Origin of the sequence: Clostridium sp. LIBA-8841, from assembly GCF_034439435.1 — a bacterium.
Taxonomy (GTDB): Bacteria; Bacillota; Clostridia; order Clostridiales; family Clostridiaceae; genus Sarcina.
The window spans coordinates 55125-76337 of the sequence record NZ_JAPCKJ010000003.1; the positions used below are offsets into that span (position 1 = coordinate 55125).

The window sequence follows — 21213 nt, forward strand, 5'->3', positions numbered from 1 at the left end:
TCTCTTTAGAATTTAAGCTAGTAATATTTATAAGTTTTATTATTTAAGTTTTGATACAGACCCTTGTCCATAATTAAACCTTATTTTATTTAATTATCTTTTTCTACTATGTATAAACAAAATTGTCACTACTATAAACCCTAATGCTCCAAATATTATTCCTATAACACCACCGGCTCTAGCTGTGGCTGAATCAATCATGGAATGAGTTTTAATACTATAATGAGCTTCTCCATGCATTGCACCATATAATCCACTTAGTATAAAACTCATAAGAAATATAACACAAATTATGAAACCAAAGGGTGTCATCTTCTTGTTCTTATTATTATCATCCATATGTTACTTCTTAATTAAAGAACGTGCCCTAATCCTTTCTCTAACTAAAACTCCTCATTCTTTACCTTATACTTTTATCTCTAAATCTAGTTCCTTATTCTCTCATTAGGCAGTAAAGTTCCCTGATTAAAAAATATCTTCCATTTTCCATTCTCTTCTTTCCATATGGAGCTACGAAGAAAATATCTCTTTCTTTCATCAATTTCATCATGTTTTACTACCTTATAAGTGGCTAACACGCAATCTTCTGATAATTCTCTTACTTCAAAGTTGAAAATCTCCCAATCTAAGTTTTTATAATCATCCTCAGCTTGAAATATATCTCCATTTTTATAGTGATATTCACTTCCCGAGCTACAGAATTCAACAAAATCATCTGCTACTATTTCATTTATTTTTTCTGCTGATTTTCTCACATCAGCCTTTAATAAATCATTTTCTAATTGAAATATTTCTTCTCTAACAGAATTCATATTATCACCTCCATATTACCCTCTATTTTTTTCTAATTGTTCTTTAAGTCTTTTCTATACAAGCTATGTATTTTTCTAAGCATTAAAGTTCTCTCTTCCGTACCTCTCTAATGTTCAATCTATTAATCTGTCATAAGTAATTTTTATGTCTTGGTCACTTTCTCTAGGCATAATTTTCCTCGAAATTCTTCCTAACTAAAAAATATTACTTTAAATACTCAATTAATCTTCCTTATACAAAATATTTTACTAATGAAAAATTACAAAATGAAGGCAAATAACAAATAATCTCAAAAAAATATAAAACAAATTTATTTCTTCTAAATACTCTTTATTTAAAATAAACTAAAAATAAAGCAGTTACAAAACAAAACTAAAATTTTGTCTTATAACTGCTTAAAAAAGGTTCTTTAATTTTTACTGTAGAACTTTGATTTTTAGATAGCTTTTAATTTACTTGTCGAGTAATAATTTGTATACATTGGGCAGATATATACTGCTAACTAGAAATCAAAATACACTTAAAAGAAAGCCTATTATTTATTAACTGAATAAAAACATCTCTTTGGTGAGCTTATTTTTTCTTCTTTCTTTAAATCTTTTATTGCTTTATCCACATCTTTTTTGTCTATTCCTGCTTTTTCAGCAATTTCTCCACCTTTTAATGGTTCTTCGGAGTTAGTTAATACTTCTAATACTTTTTCTTTAATGTCCATAATTTTCCCTCCTTGTAAAATAAATTCTCTCTATCTCTATTATAGACCTTAAAATCTTATTTTAAAATAGTAATTATTAATAAATATAAATTATTTTATATTTACTTCCCCAAAATATATTCATTTATATGTTGAAAAAATTGTTAACTTACTTCAGCTAATAGGCTATTATATTTTTCATTTAATTTATTCCATATATATTCTTTCTCTATTAAGTCTTTTGATATATTTATAAAACTCTTCATCTTAAATAAGAGCCACTCTCTTGTCTCTATATTGCTTACAAATTGAATATAATTACTATTATCAAGAATATCCACCGCTTTTACAATTAATGCTTCTTTTCCATAAGTCGCACACCTATTAAACATATCCTTAAATTGTTCGGTTTTATCATCAATTAAAGTATTAAAGGAGTTTGAAGATACTATATTGGTTATCTTTGTCCCAAAGTTATCCTGTAAATCACTTTCTGAAGTTTCAGTGTCCTCTAAAATGTCATGTAATAAACCTGCTAAAACAATATCTTCACTATACCCTAACTCATATAAATAGAAACCAACTCTAATACTATGAAGAAGAACAGACTTATTATTATGTCCTGTAGTATTTAATGCAATAGAAAGGTATTCAATTGCACTGTTCATTAATCTTTCCAAATTAAGATTTATATTATTCATTTTTTCATCTCCAAATCACAATAAATGGTAATATTAACATTATAGATTACACTATAATATACTTCAATTGTTCTACATAACTAAATATGAACACTTATTTGAAACAGAACCTAAATCTAAAACTAAAAAAACTCCATTTGAAATTTTATATTATTCAATGGAGCTTTTTAATTTAAACTATTTATTTTTTGGTTATTTTAAAAGTCATTCATTAATATAGTTATTATTTCATCAACTTCAAAGATATCCTTAGTTTCAAATATTTCTTGTAGATCTTCTATATTCTCATCTGAATGCTCTATATCCTTAGAATAAATACGGCTAACTTCAACCATATCCTCTTCAGTAAACTCACCTTTATCTATAAATCTTATTACAGATAGCTCCTTAATCATTAATGTACTGATTATAGCTAACTTTATTTTTGCAGACATATCATAGTCAAAGATAGCTTTCATGAAGTATCTAAATATGAAATAAACTAATATGTTCTTAAACTTGTATAAGTTCTCTTTATAATACTCATTAAACTCTCTATGTTTCTCAACATAGAACTCTTCTCTTCCCTCTAAATACTTTAATCCATTATCTAATCCCAGTGGATCATTAGAATTTATATGCTTTATGCTTTTATATACATTAAAATATTCATATAGGTTAGTGTATTTTGCACTTTCTTTTCTTTTGTAATTATCTAAATCCTTTATAAGTTTATTTAAGAACTTCTCTTCTTTATATTCTTCAATAACATCTTCTATTTCATCCATGTTACCTAAATCTATTTTATTTTGAACTTCTTTAACAAATTTAAGTGTTAGTGCTGCTTTTGTTCCTAAATCTAAATCAGCATGTTCCATAATGTTAAATACAACATCCCTACACCCTAAAAAGTCTGAAAGAACCTCTTCATCAATACCTTCGTCAAAGTAATTTTCGCCCTCATTAAAATCATTCTCTTCTCTATTATCCTCACAAATCTCCTCTTCGCTTAACTGAAAAGTATTATTTTCAGGCTTTCTTAAAATAATTCTTGCAGCCTCTGGACAGGATAGAGATATGCCTATTTCTCTTAAGTCCAAAAACTCTTCAGTATATCTTGGAAATTGCTTACAAGTGTGACAAAGATGCTCTTCTCCAAGATTAATATAAATATCACACATCTTGTCCTTATTTAAGAAAGAACAATTTCCATTATTCAGAAGAAAAACATTATCTCCATCATCATCTTTAACTATCTTACTTCTTAAGATTTCTCCAAATTCACCCTCAACATTCTCATAATAGTCATGGGTTTCATCATCAATAACAATTCCCCATCCAGCACAACAAGTATCTTCACACTCTGACGCTATACATTTAAAATCATTAAAATAAATCGGTACTCTTACTTTCATTTTCTTCCTCACAGTTTATACTAATTCTAAGTCTTACCTTTTAATTATATCAAAAAATATAAGTCCTTTGTTTAATACCACATATTTAAAAATATTTCCTATTTTATACTCTTTCTAAACTCTTGATTTCTCCTCTCAAAAGCTATTATTTTTATGAAAAACTCTAAAAATAATTATATTTACATTATTGCATAGTAAAGAAATCCAAATACTGTTATAATTTATTTGAAAAAATTCTATATTTTTCAAAATAGAGAAGTTTTTAATAATTAGGTTTCCATGCCTATTTATATCAAAAATAACTTTTAAATGAATGGGTAAATTTGAATTTTATGGAGGAGATTATATTTATGTGTAACAAAAATAATACATTTGAAAAGAATCTAGATATAAGCCATAAGCCAGAACCAATAAAGCTATTTGACAAGAATAATAACATATGGGATTCAAAGTATTTTAGAATTCCCAATATACAATTATTAAATGATGGTACAATTTTAACCTTTTCAGATATTCGTTATAATGGTCCTGATGACCATGCTTATATAGACATAGCTTCTGCACGTAGTACTGATTTTGGGAAGACATGGAGTTATCAAATAGCAATGAAAAATAATCGTATTAACTCTACCTACTCTCGTGTAATGGACTCCACAACAGTTATTACAAATACAGGTAGAATAATATTAATTGCAGGTTCATGGAATACAAATGGAAACTGGGCAATGACTACTACTTCCCTAAGAAGTGATTGGTCTGTTCAAATGATTTATTCTGATGATAATGGATTAACTTGGTCTAATAAAATAGATTTAACTACTAACTCCTCAAAAGTAAAAAATCAACCAAGTAATACAATTGGATGGCTAGGAGGTGTTGGCTCAGGTGTTGTAATGGCTGATGGAACAATAGTTATGCCAGCACAAATTTCATTAAGAGAAAATAATGAAAATAACTATTATTCATTAATTATCTATTCAAAGGATAATGGTGAAACATGGACAATGGGAAACAAAGTTCCTAATTCAAATACTTCTGAAAATATGGTTATAGAATTAGATGGAGCTTTAATTATGAGTACAAGATATGATTACTCTGGTTATAGAGCAGCATACATCTCTCATGATTTAGGAAACACTTGGGAAATATACGAACCTTTAAATGGTAAAATTTTAACTGGTAAGGGATCTGGATGCCAAGGTTCATTTATTAAGGCTACTACCTCAAATGGCCATAGAATCGGCTTAATTTCAGCACCTAAAAACACTAAAGGTGAATATATAAGAGACAATATTGCTGTTTATATGATTGATTTTGATGATTTATCTAAAGGAGTTCAGGAAATATGTATTCCTTATCCTAAAGATGGTAACAAATTAGGTGGTGGATATTCTTGTCTATCATTTAAAAATGGACATTTAAGCATTGTTTATGAAGCTAACGGAAATATAGAATATCAAGACTTAACACCTTATTACTTACTAATTAATAAATAATAATAAAATATCACACTATACTAAAAAAATCACACTAATTAATAAGACGCAACAAAATTTAAGACTAGAGGAGAATTTATAAAACAAATCCTTCTCTAGTCTTATCTATTACTAAAAATATTTCTAATTTTTCTAGAAGTAATTTTAATTTTTTCTTTCAAAGCGATTCCCTGTATTGGCATATATTATTGTAAATATTATTGAAGCTATTAAGTTAACTATCTTTTCACTAATATAAATCATCCTCATTTATGATAAAATATAAAAAAGATTTAAAGCTTACTCTGCTCTAAACCTTTTTCATTCTAACATATACATAATAATTCTCTTTTCTAATCCTATTTATATTGTCTATTTGTTTTTATTATTTTAAATCCTCTTTTTCATCATATCCTAAAAATGCTACCTTAGCTAAAACTCTCACTAAATCAATTGCTTTTTTCATAATAACTTCTCTCCTTATTAACTCTTTAATTTCAACTTTCTTATTTATTTATCCACTTAAATTCTAACTTTTTATTAGCTTGTCCACTTATTTTTTCTATTATCTTAAATCTTCTTTTTCGTCATATCCTAAGAATGTTACCTTAACTAATACTCTCATTAAATCCATTACCTTTTTCATAACTTACTATCTCCTTCTTAATTCTTTAAATTTAACTCTCTTATTTATCTACTTAAATTTCAACTCTTTTATAAGCTTGTCCAGTTTTTTATTATCTTAAATCTTCCTTTTCGTCATATCCTAAAAATGCTACTTTAACTAATACTCTTACTAAATCCATTGCTTTTTTCATAATCAAATCTCTCCTTTTTTATCTCTTAATTTCTCTTTTTGGTTGTTTCCCTCAACCCTTGATTTAATTATATATTCATAAGTAAAAATCTCATATTTAAGTTGATTACAACAAAATTACATATTTGAAAGGTAATATTTCTTTTATGTCATCTAAATTAACTATCCATAAATTATTATGATAGAAATATATAAGAAATATTTTAGTAAGCACCTATTAAACAATATAGTAAATATAGTAAATATTATTAAATACTATCTATTATTCATTATTGGTTTATAATATAGTTATGATATTTAGTTTAGGAGGATAACAAATGAAATATTTTATTGTTGAAGGTATACTAAAAAATTCAGAGAAGATTAATGAAAATATTATGAAAAAACATATGGCTTATACTCAAAAAGCAATGGATGAAGGAATGATATTAATGTCTGGTCTTAAGTCAGATATGAGTGGAGGTATCTTTGTTATTAAATCAGAGTCTATAGAAAAATTAGAAGCTTATTTATCAAATGAACCTTTTAAGCTTTACGGGATACAAGATTATAAATTTGTAGAATTTAATGCTCATTACTTTAATCAATCCCCAACTGAATGGTTTAATAAGTAAAAAGTAATATCTATTTCATATTTTAATAAATTAAAGTTTTCTTGAATCAAAAACTAAGCATAACCAATTCTCAATTTCAAAGAAAAAAAGATTTAAAGCCTACTCTGCTTTAAATCTTTTTCACTCTAACATATACATAACATTTACCTTTTCTAATTCTATTTTTTATACCTCATCATCTTTTGTCTTATTTTAAATCTTCTTCTTATCATATCCTAAAATGTTACCTTGACTAATACTTTCATTAAATCCATTACTTTTTTCATAATTAAATATCTTTTAATGAAATATAAAATTAGATGATTAATAAAATTAAAAAATTGAAACTGCTTCACATACCTTCAAACCTAACTTAATTTTTAAATTCATCATATATTTCAAAGTCTATTTTATCAGCTACTAACATATTATTTTCAAATTTATACTCTACTTTTACTTCTCCAACATATGATATGAAAGAAACCTGACCACCTATAGTAGCTTTTAGCTTTCCATTAGTAAGTTCATAACTTATGTTATTACCAAAATAAAGATCATTACCCCAATGCTTTTTAAATAAAGATTCATTATAAAGCATATTAATATGTTTACCACCAATATTAGTCTCTTTACCATTGATGTTAATACTAATATCAACCCTATCCTTAGCTTTATTTACTTTTGTTTTAACATTTTTAGCTATAATATCAAGAGGATTTTGAACCTTAATCTCTTCTAAAGTATCACTATTAAATATGTGTACTTCTTCAACATGAACCCCTGTTCCTGTCCATTTAGTTGTTATAACTATTAACTCTTTTTTATTATCATTATTAATGTCACTTAATATTAATTCAGGTCTAAAAGACAAACCAGAGTCAACAATCCAATTGAAAATCTTCTGTTTTCCTTTAACATCAAGAAGTATCTCCTGATATACGCCTTTTCCTTCATCAGAATCTAAAGCATATAAGTATATATACTCTTTAGGTATTGCTGCTAATACTACTGGAGGATCTGAATTACTCCTATAATTGGATTTATAAATAGTTTTCCCACTAACATAGGTATTCATCAAAATTGAAATCATTATAAAACCTATGAAAAGTATAAAAGCCCCTTTATTTTTAAACACCCAAATCACCTCAGTGTATTTTTTGCATTTCACTTTATAATTATTAAATAATGGTACTAACCCAATTTAAAAGTCTATTTTTCTATGTATTTAATTCTTGACTATCAAATAAACAATTAACTAAAAATCCACCACATAAATAAAGGGAATTTTCTTATTAAATAGAAAATAATATTATAAACTCTAAAATAGCCAGTATTCATATTGTCCTATTTCAAATAATAAAATTTAGAAAAATGAAAGAATCTAATGATCCTAAAGTATATAGCAAAACTTTTTATGGGCTATCCTTATGAAGAAAAAGTTATAATATATAGACAAAAATGAGATTGGAGATGTTAATCATGATACAGTTAGGTTGCTTAGCACGCTTTTTTAATAGATATGAAGATGAAGTTAAGTTTGCAAAAGAAAGTAACTTTGACTTCATGCAACTATGGTATGACAATAGAGGTATGTGTTTGCATGAAGATGATAAGGACTTTATTGATACTATAAACAAGCATAACTTTACCACAATTATTCATGCAGTTTTAAACATAAATGAATTTAAAGAACACATACCTAAATTATTAGATATTCTAAATAAACTAAATCATAAGGAGTTAATAGTTCATCCAATATGTGAAAATGAAGAAATAAACGAAGAAACATTAGACAAGTTAGATAAAAATATTAAGTATGCTTTAAATATACTTACTCCAAGTGGGATTACTCTATTCTTAGAAAACAATAGCAAGCTAGATCCAATCTTTACAACTACTGATGAAATTAAAGAAATATTTATCCAAAATAATGATTTAGAGTTCTTATTGGATATTGCTCATATAGATAATATGAATCATCTACAAGAAATGATTAATGTCAAAACACCCAAAATTCTTCACATTTCAGACAGACATTTTGATGTAGTTCATGAGCACTTACCCCTAGGACAAGGAGATATAGATTTTCAATACATATTTAGCAATTTATTGCCTGAATATAATGGAAAAATAATATTAGAGGTCGTAAATAAAGATTCAGATATACTACACTCTAAAGATTTAATTAAGAGCTTACTAAACACACCAAATTAATATAAATGAACCATATTTATCTTATTCAAAACATAAAAAAGAGATGTCTATGCCATGTATTATTATTTAAGATGCAAAGTAGTCTATTTTGCATAAAGTCACATTGAAAATCTTAACCTAAATTCAATCAAAAATAGAGCAAAGTACATATCTTTGCTCTATTTTAATTTAACCTGTTAATATAAATTGGAATTTACTTTTATTTATTTTTATTTTTTCCACTATCTAATCCTACTCCAATAGCTAAATTATCAAACACTAAACTAAAAGCAACACCTAAGCATAGCCCTAATCCTACATAACTTATATTTTTATTTTTCATATCTTTTCCCCTACAAATTCCTATTTATCAATTAGTTTAATGAATAATCTTACTTTTAATAAAAAATCTATACATAAAATTTATTCAAGATTTGTAGCTTTTAAAGAAAATATCAATGGTATAGTATCCCCTTCAGAAAATCTCCACCAACCTTCACTATCTTGTTTCATATTCATAAAATACTGATCATCACAAAATGGAAATTCATGAAGATACTCTAATTTTAGATTTGTTGAACACACTGCATTGATTATATCACTTAATGTATATTGCCATTCATAACTTGGAACCTCTACTATCACATCTTTATTTGCATAGTCTTCACTAGGTTCACAATATACTGGTTCATTACCCTCTCTAAAATATGATTTAGCCACACTTAGAGTCTTTCCATCCAATTCATCTGTCATCATCATACTAACTGGATGCCCATCCATCAAATAAAAAATACCATTGGGTTTTAAATACCCTTCTACTATTTTCATAAATTTATCTATATCATATAGCCAACAAATAACTCCATGTGAAGCAAAGACCATATCAAATTTTTCATCTAATATTTCTCTAATATTATAAACATCGCTACAAATAAAAGTCGCAGATAAATTACTTTCCTTAGCAATCTGATTTGCAACCTCTATTGATTTTGATGAAATATCCACCCCAACAACCTCAGCACCTAATCTAGCTAATGAAAGTGTATCTAATCCTATATGACATAATAAATGTAAGATCTTTTTTCCTCTAACATCACCAATTTCATCAATATGAATTTTTTTTAGAGATGATTTTCCTTTAATAAATCCGTTAATGTCATAATATCCTTTAGGCGACTCATTATGTATTATAGCTGCAGCATCCCAATGTTCTTTATTAAGCTTATTGTAATTCATACTCTCTCCTCCCCTTGTTACCATAAACGTATTAATACTGATTATCTATATCCTTATCTATGTAACAAATTTAAAGATTCCTATTTCCCTTTTTGAATAAAAAATACCATTTCACCCATTGTACCATATAATTAAATTAATGTAATATAAAACCAATATACTCTTATAAAAAAGAGCTTCATCACCTGAAACTCATTTATCAATTCACCTAATAATATATTTATAGTGTTCATAACTGGCCTTAACTTCAATACAATTGCTACTTATTTTTAAACTCCATAAACCTTCTATATGTTACTAAGCCAACTGACTCATAAAACTTTAATGCATCATCATTAAATTCCCACATATCTAATTCTATTTTATCAAACTTTTTAGCAGTAGCTTCTTTCTTAATAAAGTCAAACAACTCAGTTGCTACTCCTTGTCGTCTATACTTTTCATCTACACCAAATTCATTTATATGATAAAATCTCCTTGCTAAATTATATGGTGATTCTGATTTTTCAACATAGTCTACACATGCAAATCCACATATTTAATTATCTCTAAGAGCTACAATCACATCTGAATTATCACTTTCCCATAAAGTATAAATAAAATCTTGTAACTCTTTGCAAAATCCATCTTTAAAAATATCTGGACGCCCATTACAATGTACTTCATTTACAATTTTTCTAAGTTCATTAACTCTTTCTAGTTCTTCTCTAGTTGCATATCGTATCATAAAACCCTCTCCTATTTGTATTTATTCTTGGTTTTCTATATCATAGCAAAGTAAACTTCTTCGCCACTTAAAATCCAAGTAAAAAATTCATACTTTTTCCACTAGTTCTTGAATTTTAACTAATACATTTTTCTAATTGTTTCATCCACCGAAATACACTCTGCATATCTACCATTCCACATAAATTTATTATAATATTTATAACTTTTTTCCGCTGTCATAAATTTACTATTAACTGTTGTATTCGCATATGCTGGCACTATAATATTAAATCCATGTTCAAACCCGCATTTTATAGTAGCATCAATACAATAGTCAGTTTGAAGTCCTACAATGATTATTTTCTTTTCACCTTTATCTCTTAAGTATTCTAACAATCCTGTACCTTTAAAGGCACTATTAACCTTCTTATCAAATACTTTTTCTCCATTAATTGGTTTAAACTCTTCATATATTTCAAATCCGTCAGTTCCTTCTGTTAACTCACTTCCCTCTCCATCATCATGACGTACATATATTACTTCAATATTATTTTTCCTAGCATTACTTATTATTTTTTTAACATTATATACAAAGGTATCAAATTCATATAGTTCCTCATTTGTTATTAATTTTTGTGTATCAATTACTAGTAAAACCATTCTAATCTCCTTTTCAAATTCACACAGTTCATTCTTTTCTTTCAAAACGATTTCCTGCGTTGGTATATATTATTACAAAGATTATTGAGACTATAAGTACTGTAATTCCAATATTAAATAATATCTTCATCATAAAAACGTCACTCAATACAAACAATGTTATGCAGAAAGCAATAATAAATATAAGTTTGTCCATAAATTTTACTTACTAAACACCATTTTAAAATCTTCAAATACAACTGGCATGTCCTCTGTAAAGTTATAACCTAACATACTTCCTTCGCTAGAAAAGATTTTAGTATGCCCTTCGATCCATGACTCTAAATTTTTATCTTCTCCTTCTCTTTTGCATATATCAAAAGTAATATCTTTAAAAGGAATAATCATCACATTTGTAGTCTCTATCACACATTTAGGAATACCTTCCCAATCTGTAACAACGCTTAAATCACCGACCTGCGGTATTCTTTCTCCTTCAATTTGATACGCCAACAAGCTACTAGATGTTGCTTTTTTTTGTCCTATAAGTACTAATCTAAGTAATTCATTTGCCCATTTTTCAGTTAATTCAAAATGAAAGTACTCTATATATTTAGTATCTTTACTTCTATTTGTTTTCAATAAAAAATCTTCCCAAAATTCATTAATTATCTTTATTTTTTCACTCATACTTTCTCACTCTACAAATACCCATTTTATTACTTAATAGAATTATTACACTTCTATTTTCATTCCATCATATGCAAACTCTATGCCATCTAGCTCTTTTTCAAGTTGAACATAGTCATCATAAGATTTACCCCAATCCTCTTCTAGATGAGTTATGATTACTCTTTTAATATTATATTTACTTTTTAAATCCTCAATTTCATTCATGGTAAATAACTCATCCCTTAAAGGATTATCTTCTTTTAATAAGAAACCATCTTTTAATACATCTCCTACTATTGTGTTACCTATGACTAAACAATCTGCATCAAGAAACAATTTACTTTCTGGAAATGGCTTAACATCACAAGGTGCATATATTAGTTTCTTTCTTTCTTTTTCAAAAACAAATACTGTTGCATGATTTACTTTTAGAAAACTTATCTCTACCCCATGAATAAACACTTTATCATTTACACTTTTCCTATTAATAAGATTTCTCACATTCTCATAGTAGTCTAAATACGAACCATACTCAAAGCCTATTGAATTTATACTTTTCATAACATTGTCTAATGCAAAAACTTCTATTGGATTTTCACAATTCTTACCACAAGATATATCTAGCCAATTAAGTCTAAGGTGTTCAAAAACCCTCATTCCTAAAGTATGATCTGGATCAACATGACTAAATAAAACTCTCTCAATCTCATTTATGCCACAATAATTTATTCCATAAGCAATATCTTCTGGTGTATCAACCAAAAGGTTTATATCTTCTAAAAACAAACTACACCCACATCTTGAATAAGGCTTTCCCTTACTCCTTGCCTCTTTACAAACCTCACAATTGCATAATGGCTTAGGCAGTGAAACACATCCTCCACTTCCAACGATCTTAAAATTCATCTTTCTCATTCCCCCTTAAAGCTTAAAAAATAATAAATACTGTTTTTACATAAAAATACTTGCTTACTTTATCATTAAAAGTTCTTTTAATTTTATATTACACTCATAATAGCATATTTTTCCATAATTAATAATAAAAAAAGATTTAAAGCTTACTCTGCTTTAAATCTTTTCATTCTAACATATACATAATATTTACCTTTTCTAATTCTATTTTATAACTCATTATCTTTTTTCTTACTTTAAATCTTCTTTTTCATCATATCCTAAAAATGTTACCTTAGCTAAAACTCTCACTAAATCCATTGCTTTTTTCATAACTAATCTCTCCTTTTGTATCTCTTTATTTCTCTTTTGGTTGTTTTCCCTCAACCCTTGATTTAATTATATATTCTTAAACTTAAATCTCATATTTAAGTAGATTACACTTAGATTACATATTTGAAAGATAGTTTTTAAGTAATGTCACACTTCTTATTAGTAATAAAAACTTCTAAACTTTACCCATTAGTTCTATAAAAAATATAAGAAGTTTTACATATATAATTGTTATTTAAAAAAAGAAAAATTAAGAATAGATCATTAATTTATGTTAATATAATATTATGAAAATTTACCCAAAAACATTTAGGAGATACTTATGAAAAAAATTAAATACTTATTCAAATATAAAAAAGTAGGAATGTATTTTGTTATATTTAGCTTTGTATGCTCTATAACTAGCTTTATAAAAGTGTTTAACTATAGACTTACATTTTCAAAAATATTAAGCTTTTTATCTGGAGTTTTATTTTTAGCAGGCTCAATATATTCTCTTTGCTATTATTTGAAAGATTTAAAGAATAATTAGGAGGCACTTATGAAGGAAAGATTATCATACATATTTGAATTTAGGAAAAAAAAGATATTTACATGTACTTTGATATTTGTATGCTTCATATTAAGCATTTTTAGTACGTTATATACTACTTCATCACACACTAAGATACTTAACATATTATCAATACTATGTTTTTTAGCAGCTTTTATTACCTCTCTTTTTAATTTATTTAAAAAGCCAACTGATAATAAGACAAATAATAGTTCTAAAAGTAAGGTAAGTAAAAAATCTAAACGCTAAAGAATTAAAGAAACTTATAATCAATATAAAAATAATGTATGAATAAATATATTAATTTAAAGTTATTATATTTATCCATACATATTCTATTCTCTATATCGTTTTAAAATTTCACATCAAATAACTCTAATTTTTTTCAAGCTAGTTTAGTAATTTTTATTCCTTTTAATAGAGCAATTAAAGCTCCAATTCTTAATCCTGAAAATAAATTTTCAATATTGTTAGATTTAATTAAAGTATCTAAAGTCCCACTGGTTAATATGAATACAGTAAAAATAATAGCTATATTTATATACGCTCTTATAGGTTTTTCATTAATATAATCAAGAAAAGAACAACTCTTGCATAACTTCATTACTAAGAAATAAGCTACAAAGTACCCAGGTCCAAAATATAATGAAAACTCAAGCATAAAACTTCTCCCCCCACAACCACATGCAAATTTCTCTATAAATATTAACCTCTATTTTTTTAATTTATTGATTGCTTTTTAATAGTACTGAATTATTGAAATGTTTTGAATTCAAGAATGTGTACATAGCAACAAAAGCAGAATAAATTGTGTTTCCTATAAATGGTTGACTGACATAATTAATTGCTTGAAATAAACTTATAAAGAAAAAGGCTATAGAATAGACTAACATACTCCAATATCCCCATTTTCTTTGCTTTAAATATCCATAAGCTATTACTGCGGAAATTACAATTAATAATATTTGCACTAATCTTTCTGACATAAAAGGTACTGCAAATCTCACATTAAATGCAACATCTTGCTCAACATTTAATGTAAGTAGCACTGCCAAAGCACCAAATATTTGAAACCAACCAATAAATTTAATTCCCCCAGGATTTTTCCCCTCCATTTTAACACCTCCAACCAAATACCTTTTAGCTTGTTTCTATTTTAAATTGTTATATACAGTATATCTCACTTAAAGTATTCAAATAATACTTTTTGTAATTATTTACATTTAATTTGTTTTTAATCATACATATTTTATTCTCTTTTACTTAATTCAATAATTTCTTCTTGGTTATTCCATTTCATAATCACATTTAACTTATCTTTATTTTTATATTTTGATATATCTCCATATAAGTTCTTATCATAATCATCTTCTAAAGTAAAACCTCCTAATTTTTCAGATAACTCACCATATTCTAAAACTCCTCCACTAGTATTACCAGATAAATATTCAATATTAAAAGTAACCTCTAAAGGTAATTCTTCCTCACCTATATACTTGATATTTACCATAAACTTATCATCTTCATCAAATTTCATTATGGACTCCCAATGTAAATTTTCTCCCTCATAAGATACTTCTCTTACCTTCTTGCCATTGCACCCTATTATAATAATACAGAGCACAACCACTATAAATATTATGAAATATTTTCTCACTTCTTTGCCTCCTTTTAGTCAAAGTAATCTACACTTATTTCTTACTTTTTTCAGTATTATAATATGATAAATTACAATATTATTACAAATAAAAAAGCCTATATACTTAATTCATGTATATAGACTCTTTTTCATACTCTATCTTCTTATTATCTTTTGGTTTGAAGTGGCTAGCTTAACATCATATTGGATATTGTTACTTACCTTTAACTTTTCATCATACCTTCCAAACTTAAAGTACATATCTCCCTTTAGATTATATATATCTGGAAACTTTTCTTTAAACTTCTCTTCACTAAGTCCAGAATAAACTATAACCTTAAGCTTTCTCTTTCTTGCTGAATTAACCATGGCTCTTAGTTCCTTAGGTTGAAGTGACCATTCAAGACCTGCAAGTATGATTCCTTCATTAAAAGGGTCCTTTGTTACTTCATCCAATATTTCTTCTGAATCCTTCTCTATGTTTGGTAATTCCTTTAGATGCTGATTAAAGCACCCTTTGCAGTTTAAATTACAATCTACCGCACTTATTAGTGCGCCTATAAAGGGAGCATCCTCCACTCTCTCATGAACGATGCCCTTTGTTTTTATAATCATAGGCTTAACTGATTTCTATCCTTAAACTCTGATTTTTTACCATCATTGAAGAATTCAACTTTTCTTAAGTAGCCTGTTATTCTTTGATATAAATCTAATTTTTTGCCACATATAGGGCATTCTTCTACTTTTTCCTTTACGTATCCATGCTCTTCACAATATCTATTTAAAGGAGAAATGCTTACATAAGGTGTTCTATATTGCTTACAAACTGTCTTTACTATGTGTTTTGCCTTCTCTCCACTTATGGCTCCATCACAGTAAATATGGACAACAGTTCCTCCTGTGAATAATACTTGAAGCTTATCTTGATGATCAAATAATTGCTTTAAGTTTTTAACCTCACTAGGTGGCATATGACATGAGTTTGTATAGTATGGGTACTCTCTTCCTCCTCTAACTATAATGTCCTCAAAATCCTCTACATCCTTCTTAGCTAACCTGTAACATGTTGATTCTGCTGGAGTAGCCTCAAAGTTATAAAGATTTCCTGTTTCCTCTTGGAAGTTTATTAACTCTTCTCTTATGAAGTTACAAACCTTCATTGAGAATTCCATTCCCTCTTCAGTTAATATGTTCTTTCCATTAAAGTTTTCACACATCTCATTTAATCCAACTATTCCTATAGTACTAAAGTGATTTTTAAGTGTTCCTACATAAGTTGAGAAAGCTGGTAACATATCTTTATTTATGATATTCTCATTAAGCCATTTTCTCTTCTTCTCTAAGCTATCCTTTGCTATAACTAAGATTTCTCTTAAAGCACTGAAAAACTCTTTCTCATTATTTTTATGCTTGTATGCTACTCTTGGTAAGTTTATTGTAACAACACCTATACTTCCTGTGCTATCTCCACTTCCAAAAAGACCACCGTTTCTTTTTCTAAGCTCTCTTAAATCAAGGTTTAATCTACAACACATTGATCTTACATCACTTTGATCCATATCTGAATTCACAAAGTTTGCAAAGTAAGGATAACCAAACTTTCCTGTCATCTCAAATAACATATCATTATTTGGATTATCAAAGTCAAAGTTACTGTTTATATTGTAAGTTGGTATTGGATAAGAAAATGGTCTTCCATCATAATCCCCTTCATTCATAAGTTCATAGAAGGCTCTATTTAACATGTCCATTTCCTTTTGACATTCCTTATATGTGAACTCTTGAATTTCCCCTCCAATTAAAGCAGGATCATTTTCTAAATCCTTTGGTGGGAAAAGGTCAAATGTTATATTAGTGAAAGCTGGTTCTGCTCCTGCTCTACTATTACTATTTATACTAAATATGAAGTTTTGTAGATTTTGCTTAACTTCTTCATAAGTTAAATTATCACTTTTTATATACGGTGCTAGTAATGTATCAAAGGAGTTAAAGGCAACTGCTCCCATAATCTCATTTTGATATATTGTAACTAGGTTTGCTATTTGGTTTAATATGGCATCAAAATGTTTTGCTGGGCTACTAGTTGGAATATTAGGGATTCCTTGTACTCCCATAAGTATTATATTTCTTAATGAATATCCGCAGCAGTAAAGAGTTAATCCTCCTAAATCATGAATATGCATATCTCCATTTCTATAAGCATCTATTATTCTCTTCTCTTTATAAACCTCATTAAGCCAATAATCCTTAGAAACTTCAGCTATTATGTGCTTATTAAGACTTCCAAAGCTGTATGGTGAATTGGAGTTTTCATTGACTCTCCAATCTATTTTTTTAATATAATCATCTACTATTTTCTTACTAGATAACATATTTTTCACATCCTTTTTTCATATCCCTCTTGTTTTATACTGACATTATACATCAGTCCAAAATGTTATAATAAATACTCATATACCTATATAGTCATAATCAATTAGTTATTTGTTTTTTTTGGAAACACCTCTAATCTCTCATGCAATCTAAGTTTCTCCCAACTCACAACTTTTCTAAAAAATTTTAACCAAAATTATCCTAAATTACTCAGAATCATAAGAGAAACTAGTCTTTTCCTTGATTCTAAAAAAACAAAAATTTTTTATATAATTTTTTAAATTTATCCCTCAATTTAATATTTCCCCTCCTAAAATCAAACAAATTTTACATGATTTTATGTATTTTTTTTACAATCACTAATATTATTAACTAAGAAATATATAATTCATATATAATAATATATTATTTATTGGAGGAAATAATGAAAGATACTCTAAATACAAAGAAATGGGGATTAGGAAGTTTTTCATTTCTAATTTCTATATTTGCAATTATGTTTTCCTTTACCTATATAAATGGTAAATACCTAGGACAATATATATTTAACACCTTAGAAATATCTTTTCCTTATGAACTTACATCTTTAATACTATTAGTTATAGCTATTATTCTTAGTTCTAAATATAGTGAGGACAAGTTTGCAAAAGCAGGAAAAATTTTATCCCAAGTAGTAATTTCCTTAATATTAATTTCAGCTCTCCTTACTGCATTGCTTTAATTTTTAGCTATATTTTAAATTAATATTGTTTTTCATATATCTTCTTTCTACCTAAGCAAATTGTACCTATTACCGACTAAACAAATAAAACATTAATTTACACCTCTTATATTTCCTCTTCACTCTCTTTAATTTCCTCATTAACCTTATAAGCCTTAATAAAACAAAGTACTGCCAATAGGATATTTACATATGGAACTATTATTGTTATTTGAATAAAAAAGATTAATAAAACCCCACCAATTATCCAGAGGTTTCGTTTCATAGATAAACTCATTATATTCTCAACCCCTTTTTATATAATCAATTCATAATTTTGTAATATATTGAAATTATATTCCAGTAGAGTTAAAATTATTTATAATAAGATGTTTTTGATTGGAGGGATAAACTATGAAAAATGTAATACATACAAAAAAATTGGGAATAGGAAGTCTTACTTTATTAATCTCCCTATTTTCAGTTATGTTTTCATTTACCTACTTTAATGGAAAATATTTAGGAGAACATATCTTTAATTCCTTAGGAATCGTCTTTCCTTATGCGCTTACATCTTTAATTTTATTTGGCATAGCCTACTTTATTGCCTCTAAAAACATTGATGACAAATTCGCTAAAGCAGGGAAGAATATCTCAATAGTATTCTCAATATTGATTTTAGCATCATCTATACTTTCAATATTATTATAGCGTCTATTATAAACATAAACCTATGAAAGTAAGGTATTCTATCTATTTTGGCTAAAATAAATGGAATACCTTATTTAGCTTCTTAAACTCACTTTCACTATACTTTAATTCTCTTCCATTAATTTAAATAGCATTATCCTCTTTTTCTCTTCTATTAATCTACTAAAATCTAAGTATAAAAATTCGGACTAAAATTCAGAGTTCACATTAAGTTCTCTGTTTTTTCCCTATCACGTTTAAAGTTCTTGCCTGTTTTCTTATTTAAGTACTCAATTACAAAAGTATATATATTATTATTTTTTAATAGATTAATCTTTTGGTTCAGCTTTTCAGTAGGACAGGGTTATTTATATGAGCCGACTCCTCTTTACTTTTCAGTAGGCTGCTTTTTTCCATAATACTCCCTATGTGTTGCTTAATTCTTTTCTTTCATCTGTTTATTTTCAACACTAAGTTCCTCATATCTCTTTCCTATGCCATAAAAGGTATAGGTTCCTCCACTTTTAAGCAACTAAAAAATTAACACATCAGCATCTACTAATTTCTTTAGCCTTCTTCTCAAAACATCCTTAATTTTAATCCCTAAGATTGGTACACTTTCTAAACATTTTTCATACTTTACTCAATAAACAAAGTCACCCTCAATTTCTCTTTCAAGCATAACTCCTGTCCTTATAAAATTTACAAAATATCTTAGTATTCCTAAATCAATTGAATCTAATCCCATTTCTAAAGCCTTTTTTGGATTAAATCCTAAATAAGTAAACTGCATAATTTCCCCTCCCAAAATAACACCTAAAAAATTTATACATTAAACTTCTCTTCACTATATAAATACTTTTAACTTTGACTTTCAGCTATAAAAATCTAAAAAAACTTTATTTTTGTAATTTCATACAAAAAAAATCATTAGCTTAATTGGGTTCCATCTTTAGACTATCTATGCTATATCAATTTAATATTACAAAGTAATGTATCTTACAACTATATTATGGTTAAAGATTTTAAGATAAGACAGACTATATTTCTTTGGATATAATAAAATTTCTATGTCATTTGGAATTATTACCCATAAATTATGTATAATAAAATATACATTAATAAACAATTATATTGAATTTTGTATCATTTTTTATTTGATTAATATATAAATAGAAATTTACAAATGAGGTTTATAACAAGTTTATTATAATGTGAAATAAAAGGGGGATTTTAAATGAAAGCATATGAGAAGTTATATAAATTTTATAAAAAAGATTGGGGTAAGGATAGTATTAGATATGTAGATTTAATTATAAATGTAATTAGCACATTCAATTTAAATGTAAGTTCTATATTAGATGTTGGTTGCGGTACAGGAATCCTTGCAAAGGAGTTAAAAAATATGAACTTTGAAGTTAGTGGAATCGATATTTCAGAGGATATGATTAATGTAGCAAATGAAACAACAGCAGGAATTGAATTTGCAGTATCAGATATGAGGAATTTTAATTTAAATAAGAAATTTGATATGATTACATGTACCTTTGATGCTATTAATTATGTAATTGCTGATGAAGATATGAAAGACACTATGAATAATATTTATTATCACCTAAATTCGAATGGCTTTTTCATCTTTGATATCAATACACCTTATTTATATGAAGATAAGCACTTTGGAGTAATTAAGAGAGAGTTTGATGGTATTCATTTTGAACAAATATTAGAATATGATAGAACAACTCAAATAGGTACAACACTTTTTGATTTTGGTAATGATGATTTAGAAAAACATGTTCAAAGAGCATATTCAGTAGAAAAAATGGATGAATATCTTGTGAATGCTGGATTTAAAATAATTGGCAGATATAAGAACTTTAGAATGTTTCCTATAGAAGATAGAACATACAAAGTTTTTTATGTAGCAAAAAAGAAGTAATCCTTAATTTTATGAGAATTAGTTAAATTCCAACTTGTTTTAGAGATTATAGAAATTAAAATGTCAGCAAAAACTTGCTGACATTTATTTATATAATATTAAAAAGTAATTTAAATGTTTTGTAGTTTTAAATTAATTAGTCTAACCTATAAAGTAA

The 21213-nt window shown here is 26.8% G+C and carries 29 protein-coding genes; 8 read left to right on the top strand and 21 right to left on the bottom strand.

Annotated elements, in window-relative coordinates; genetic code table 11:
* Positions 1 to 93: 93 nt before the first annotated feature.
* The 5 genes from OIF33_RS08795 to fliB form a co-directional block, all read right to left on the bottom strand.
* Positions 94 to 339: a hypothetical protein gene (locus OIF33_RS08795; RefSeq protein ID WP_322503873.1), complete on the bottom strand. Its 246-nt coding sequence runs from the start codon at positions 337 to 339 to the stop codon at positions 94 to 96.
* A gap of 86 nt (positions 340 to 425) precedes the next feature.
* Entirely contained in the window at positions 426 to 812 is a 387-nt protein-coding gene (locus tag OIF33_RS08800; RefSeq protein ID WP_322503874.1) for a DUF4440 domain-containing protein, read from the bottom strand.
* A 536-nt stretch (positions 813 to 1348) separates the two neighbouring features.
* Positions 1349 to 1528 (bottom strand): HTH domain-containing protein, encoded by a 180-nt coding sequence (locus OIF33_RS08805; protein WP_322503875.1) that lies wholly within the window; start codon positions 1526 to 1528, stop codon positions 1349 to 1351.
* Positions 1529 to 1671: 143 nt separating this feature from the next.
* Positions 1672 to 2208 (bottom strand): HD domain-containing protein, encoded by a 537-nt coding sequence (locus OIF33_RS08810; protein WP_322503876.1) that lies wholly within the window; start codon positions 2206 to 2208, stop codon positions 1672 to 1674.
* Between the two features lie 197 nt (positions 2209 to 2405).
* A complete protein-coding gene (fliB, locus tag OIF33_RS08815; RefSeq protein WP_322503877.1) occupies positions 2406 to 3602 on the bottom strand; it encodes a flagellin lysine-N-methylase in 1197 nt (398 codons plus the stop codon).
* Positions 3603 to 3952: 350 nt separating this feature from the next.
* On the opposite strand from fliB, the gene nanH reads away from it, so the two are divergent.
* Positions 3953 to 5098 (top strand): exo-alpha-sialidase NanH, encoded by a 1146-nt coding sequence (gene nanH / locus OIF33_RS08820; protein ID WP_322503878.1) that lies wholly within the window; start codon positions 3953 to 3955, stop codon positions 5096 to 5098.
* Between the two features lie 1113 nt (positions 5099 to 6211).
* On the top strand, positions 6212 to 6508 hold the full coding sequence (locus tag OIF33_RS08825; protein WP_322503879.1) for a YciI family protein: 297 nt from the start codon (positions 6212 to 6214) through the stop codon (positions 6506 to 6508).
* Positions 6509 to 6860: 352 nt separating this feature from the next.
* Here OIF33_RS08825 and OIF33_RS08830 read toward each other — a convergent pair whose 3' ends face one another.
* On the bottom strand, positions 6861 to 7622 hold the full coding sequence (locus OIF33_RS08830; RefSeq protein WP_322503880.1) for a hypothetical protein: 762 nt from the start codon (positions 7620 to 7622) through the stop codon (positions 6861 to 6863).
* 344 nt (positions 7623 to 7966) lie between these two features.
* On the opposite strand from OIF33_RS08830, the gene OIF33_RS08835 reads away from it, so the two are divergent.
* A complete protein-coding gene (locus tag OIF33_RS08835) occupies positions 7967 to 8701 on the top strand; it encodes a TIM barrel protein (protein ID WP_322503881.1) in 735 nt (244 codons plus the stop codon).
* A 199-nt stretch (positions 8702 to 8900) separates the two neighbouring features.
* Here the strand turns inward: OIF33_RS08835 and OIF33_RS08840 are convergent, their stop codons facing one another.
* The 8 genes from OIF33_RS08840 to OIF33_RS08875 all read right to left on the bottom strand — a co-directional run bounded on the left by OIF33_RS08840 (position 8901) and on the right by OIF33_RS08875 (position 13213).
* Entirely contained in the window at positions 8901 to 9023 is a 123-nt protein-coding gene (locus tag OIF33_RS08840; RefSeq protein ID WP_322503882.1) for a hypothetical protein, read from the bottom strand.
* A gap of 80 nt (positions 9024 to 9103) precedes the next feature.
* Positions 9104 to 9916: a class I SAM-dependent methyltransferase gene (locus OIF33_RS08845; RefSeq protein ID WP_322503883.1), complete on the bottom strand. Its 813-nt coding sequence runs from the start codon at positions 9914 to 9916 to the stop codon at positions 9104 to 9106.
* Positions 9917 to 10175: 259 nt separating this feature from the next.
* Positions 10176 to 10454 (bottom strand): GNAT family N-acetyltransferase, encoded by a 279-nt coding sequence (locus OIF33_RS08850; protein WP_322504313.1) that lies wholly within the window; start codon positions 10452 to 10454, stop codon positions 10176 to 10178.
* Positions 10455 to 10643 (bottom strand): hypothetical protein, encoded by a 189-nt coding sequence (locus tag OIF33_RS08855; protein WP_322503884.1) that lies wholly within the window; start codon positions 10641 to 10643, stop codon positions 10455 to 10457.
* 119 nt (positions 10644 to 10762) lie between these two features.
* Positions 10763 to 11284, bottom strand: coding sequence for a cysteine hydrolase family protein (locus OIF33_RS08860; RefSeq protein WP_322504314.1), 522 nt, complete (start codon positions 11282 to 11284; stop codon positions 10763 to 10765).
* Between the two features lie 201 nt (positions 11285 to 11485).
* Positions 11486 to 11953 carry an ASCH domain-containing protein gene (locus OIF33_RS08865; RefSeq protein ID WP_322503885.1) on the bottom strand — a complete coding sequence of 156 codons (468 nt, stop codon included), beginning with the start codon at positions 11951 to 11953 and terminating at the stop codon, positions 11486 to 11488.
* 45 nt (positions 11954 to 11998) lie between these two features.
* Complete coding sequence (locus tag OIF33_RS08870; RefSeq protein WP_322503886.1) at positions 11999 to 12841, bottom strand: MBL fold metallo-hydrolase; 843 nt, start codon at positions 12839 to 12841, stop codon at positions 11999 to 12001.
* A gap of 237 nt (positions 12842 to 13078) precedes the next feature.
* Positions 13079 to 13213 (bottom strand): hypothetical protein, encoded by a 135-nt coding sequence (locus OIF33_RS08875; RefSeq protein ID WP_322503887.1) that lies wholly within the window; start codon positions 13211 to 13213, stop codon positions 13079 to 13081.
* Between the two features lie 268 nt (positions 13214 to 13481).
* Between OIF33_RS08875 and OIF33_RS08880 the strand changes: the two genes are divergently transcribed.
* Entirely contained in the window at positions 13482 to 13691 is a 210-nt protein-coding gene (locus OIF33_RS08880; protein ID WP_322503888.1) for a hypothetical protein, read from the top strand.
* A gap of 9 nt (positions 13692 to 13700) precedes the next feature.
* Complete coding sequence (locus tag OIF33_RS08885; protein WP_322503889.1) at positions 13701 to 13961, top strand: hypothetical protein; 261 nt, start codon at positions 13701 to 13703, stop codon at positions 13959 to 13961.
* A gap of 136 nt (positions 13962 to 14097) precedes the next feature.
* Here OIF33_RS08885 and OIF33_RS08890 read toward each other — a convergent pair whose 3' ends face one another.
* The 5 genes from OIF33_RS08890 to OIF33_RS08910 all read right to left on the bottom strand — a co-directional run bounded on the left by OIF33_RS08890 (position 14098) and on the right by OIF33_RS08910 (position 17723).
* Positions 14098 to 14373 carry a hypothetical protein gene (locus OIF33_RS08890; protein WP_322503890.1) on the bottom strand — a complete coding sequence of 92 codons (276 nt, stop codon included), beginning with the start codon at positions 14371 to 14373 and terminating at the stop codon, positions 14098 to 14100.
* Positions 14374 to 14437: 64 nt separating this feature from the next.
* Complete coding sequence (locus OIF33_RS08895; RefSeq protein ID WP_322503891.1) at positions 14438 to 14827, bottom strand: hypothetical protein; 390 nt, start codon at positions 14825 to 14827, stop codon at positions 14438 to 14440.
* Positions 14828 to 14961: 134 nt separating this feature from the next.
* Complete coding sequence (locus OIF33_RS08900; protein ID WP_322503892.1) at positions 14962 to 15369, bottom strand: hypothetical protein; 408 nt, start codon at positions 15367 to 15369, stop codon at positions 14962 to 14964.
* A 138-nt stretch (positions 15370 to 15507) separates the two neighbouring features.
* Positions 15508 to 15966 carry a 4Fe-4S cluster-binding domain-containing protein gene (locus OIF33_RS08905; RefSeq protein WP_322503893.1) on the bottom strand — a complete coding sequence of 153 codons (459 nt, stop codon included), beginning with the start codon at positions 15964 to 15966 and terminating at the stop codon, positions 15508 to 15510.
* Positions 15963 to 17723 carry a ribonucleoside triphosphate reductase gene (locus OIF33_RS08910; protein ID WP_322503894.1) on the bottom strand — a complete coding sequence of 587 codons (1761 nt, stop codon included), beginning with the start codon at positions 17721 to 17723 and terminating at the stop codon, positions 15963 to 15965. Before OIF33_RS08910 ends, OIF33_RS08905 begins: the two co-directional genes overlap by 4 nt.
* A gap of 425 nt (positions 17724 to 18148) precedes the next feature.
* Here OIF33_RS08910 and OIF33_RS08915 point away from each other — a divergent pair, with 425 nt between their 5' ends.
* Complete coding sequence (locus tag OIF33_RS08915) at positions 18149 to 18445, top strand: hypothetical protein (protein ID WP_322503895.1); 297 nt, start codon at positions 18149 to 18151, stop codon at positions 18443 to 18445.
* 106 nt (positions 18446 to 18551) lie between these two features.
* Here OIF33_RS08915 and OIF33_RS08920 read toward each other — a convergent pair whose 3' ends face one another.
* The gene (locus OIF33_RS08920; protein WP_322503896.1) at positions 18552 to 18722 is read right to left on the bottom strand and encodes a hypothetical protein; all 171 of its coding nucleotides are present in this window, start codon (positions 18720 to 18722) and stop codon (positions 18552 to 18554) included.
* 116 nt (positions 18723 to 18838) lie between these two features.
* On the opposite strand from OIF33_RS08920, the gene OIF33_RS08925 reads away from it, so the two are divergent.
* The gene (locus tag OIF33_RS08925; protein WP_322503897.1) at positions 18839 to 19135 is read left to right on the top strand and encodes a hypothetical protein; all 297 of its coding nucleotides are present in this window, start codon (positions 18839 to 18841) and stop codon (positions 19133 to 19135) included.
* Positions 19136 to 19757: 622 nt separating this feature from the next.
* On the opposite strand, the gene OIF33_RS08930 is transcribed toward OIF33_RS08925, so the two are convergent.
* Positions 19758 to 19907 (bottom strand): hypothetical protein, encoded by a 150-nt coding sequence (locus tag OIF33_RS08930; RefSeq protein ID WP_322503898.1) that lies wholly within the window; start codon positions 19905 to 19907, stop codon positions 19758 to 19760.
* A gap of 444 nt (positions 19908 to 20351) precedes the next feature.
* Here OIF33_RS08930 and OIF33_RS08935 point away from each other — a divergent pair, with 444 nt between their 5' ends.
* Entirely contained in the window at positions 20352 to 21056 is a 705-nt protein-coding gene (locus OIF33_RS08935; protein WP_322503899.1) for a class I SAM-dependent methyltransferase, read from the top strand.
* Positions 21057 to 21213: the final 157 nt, after the last annotated feature.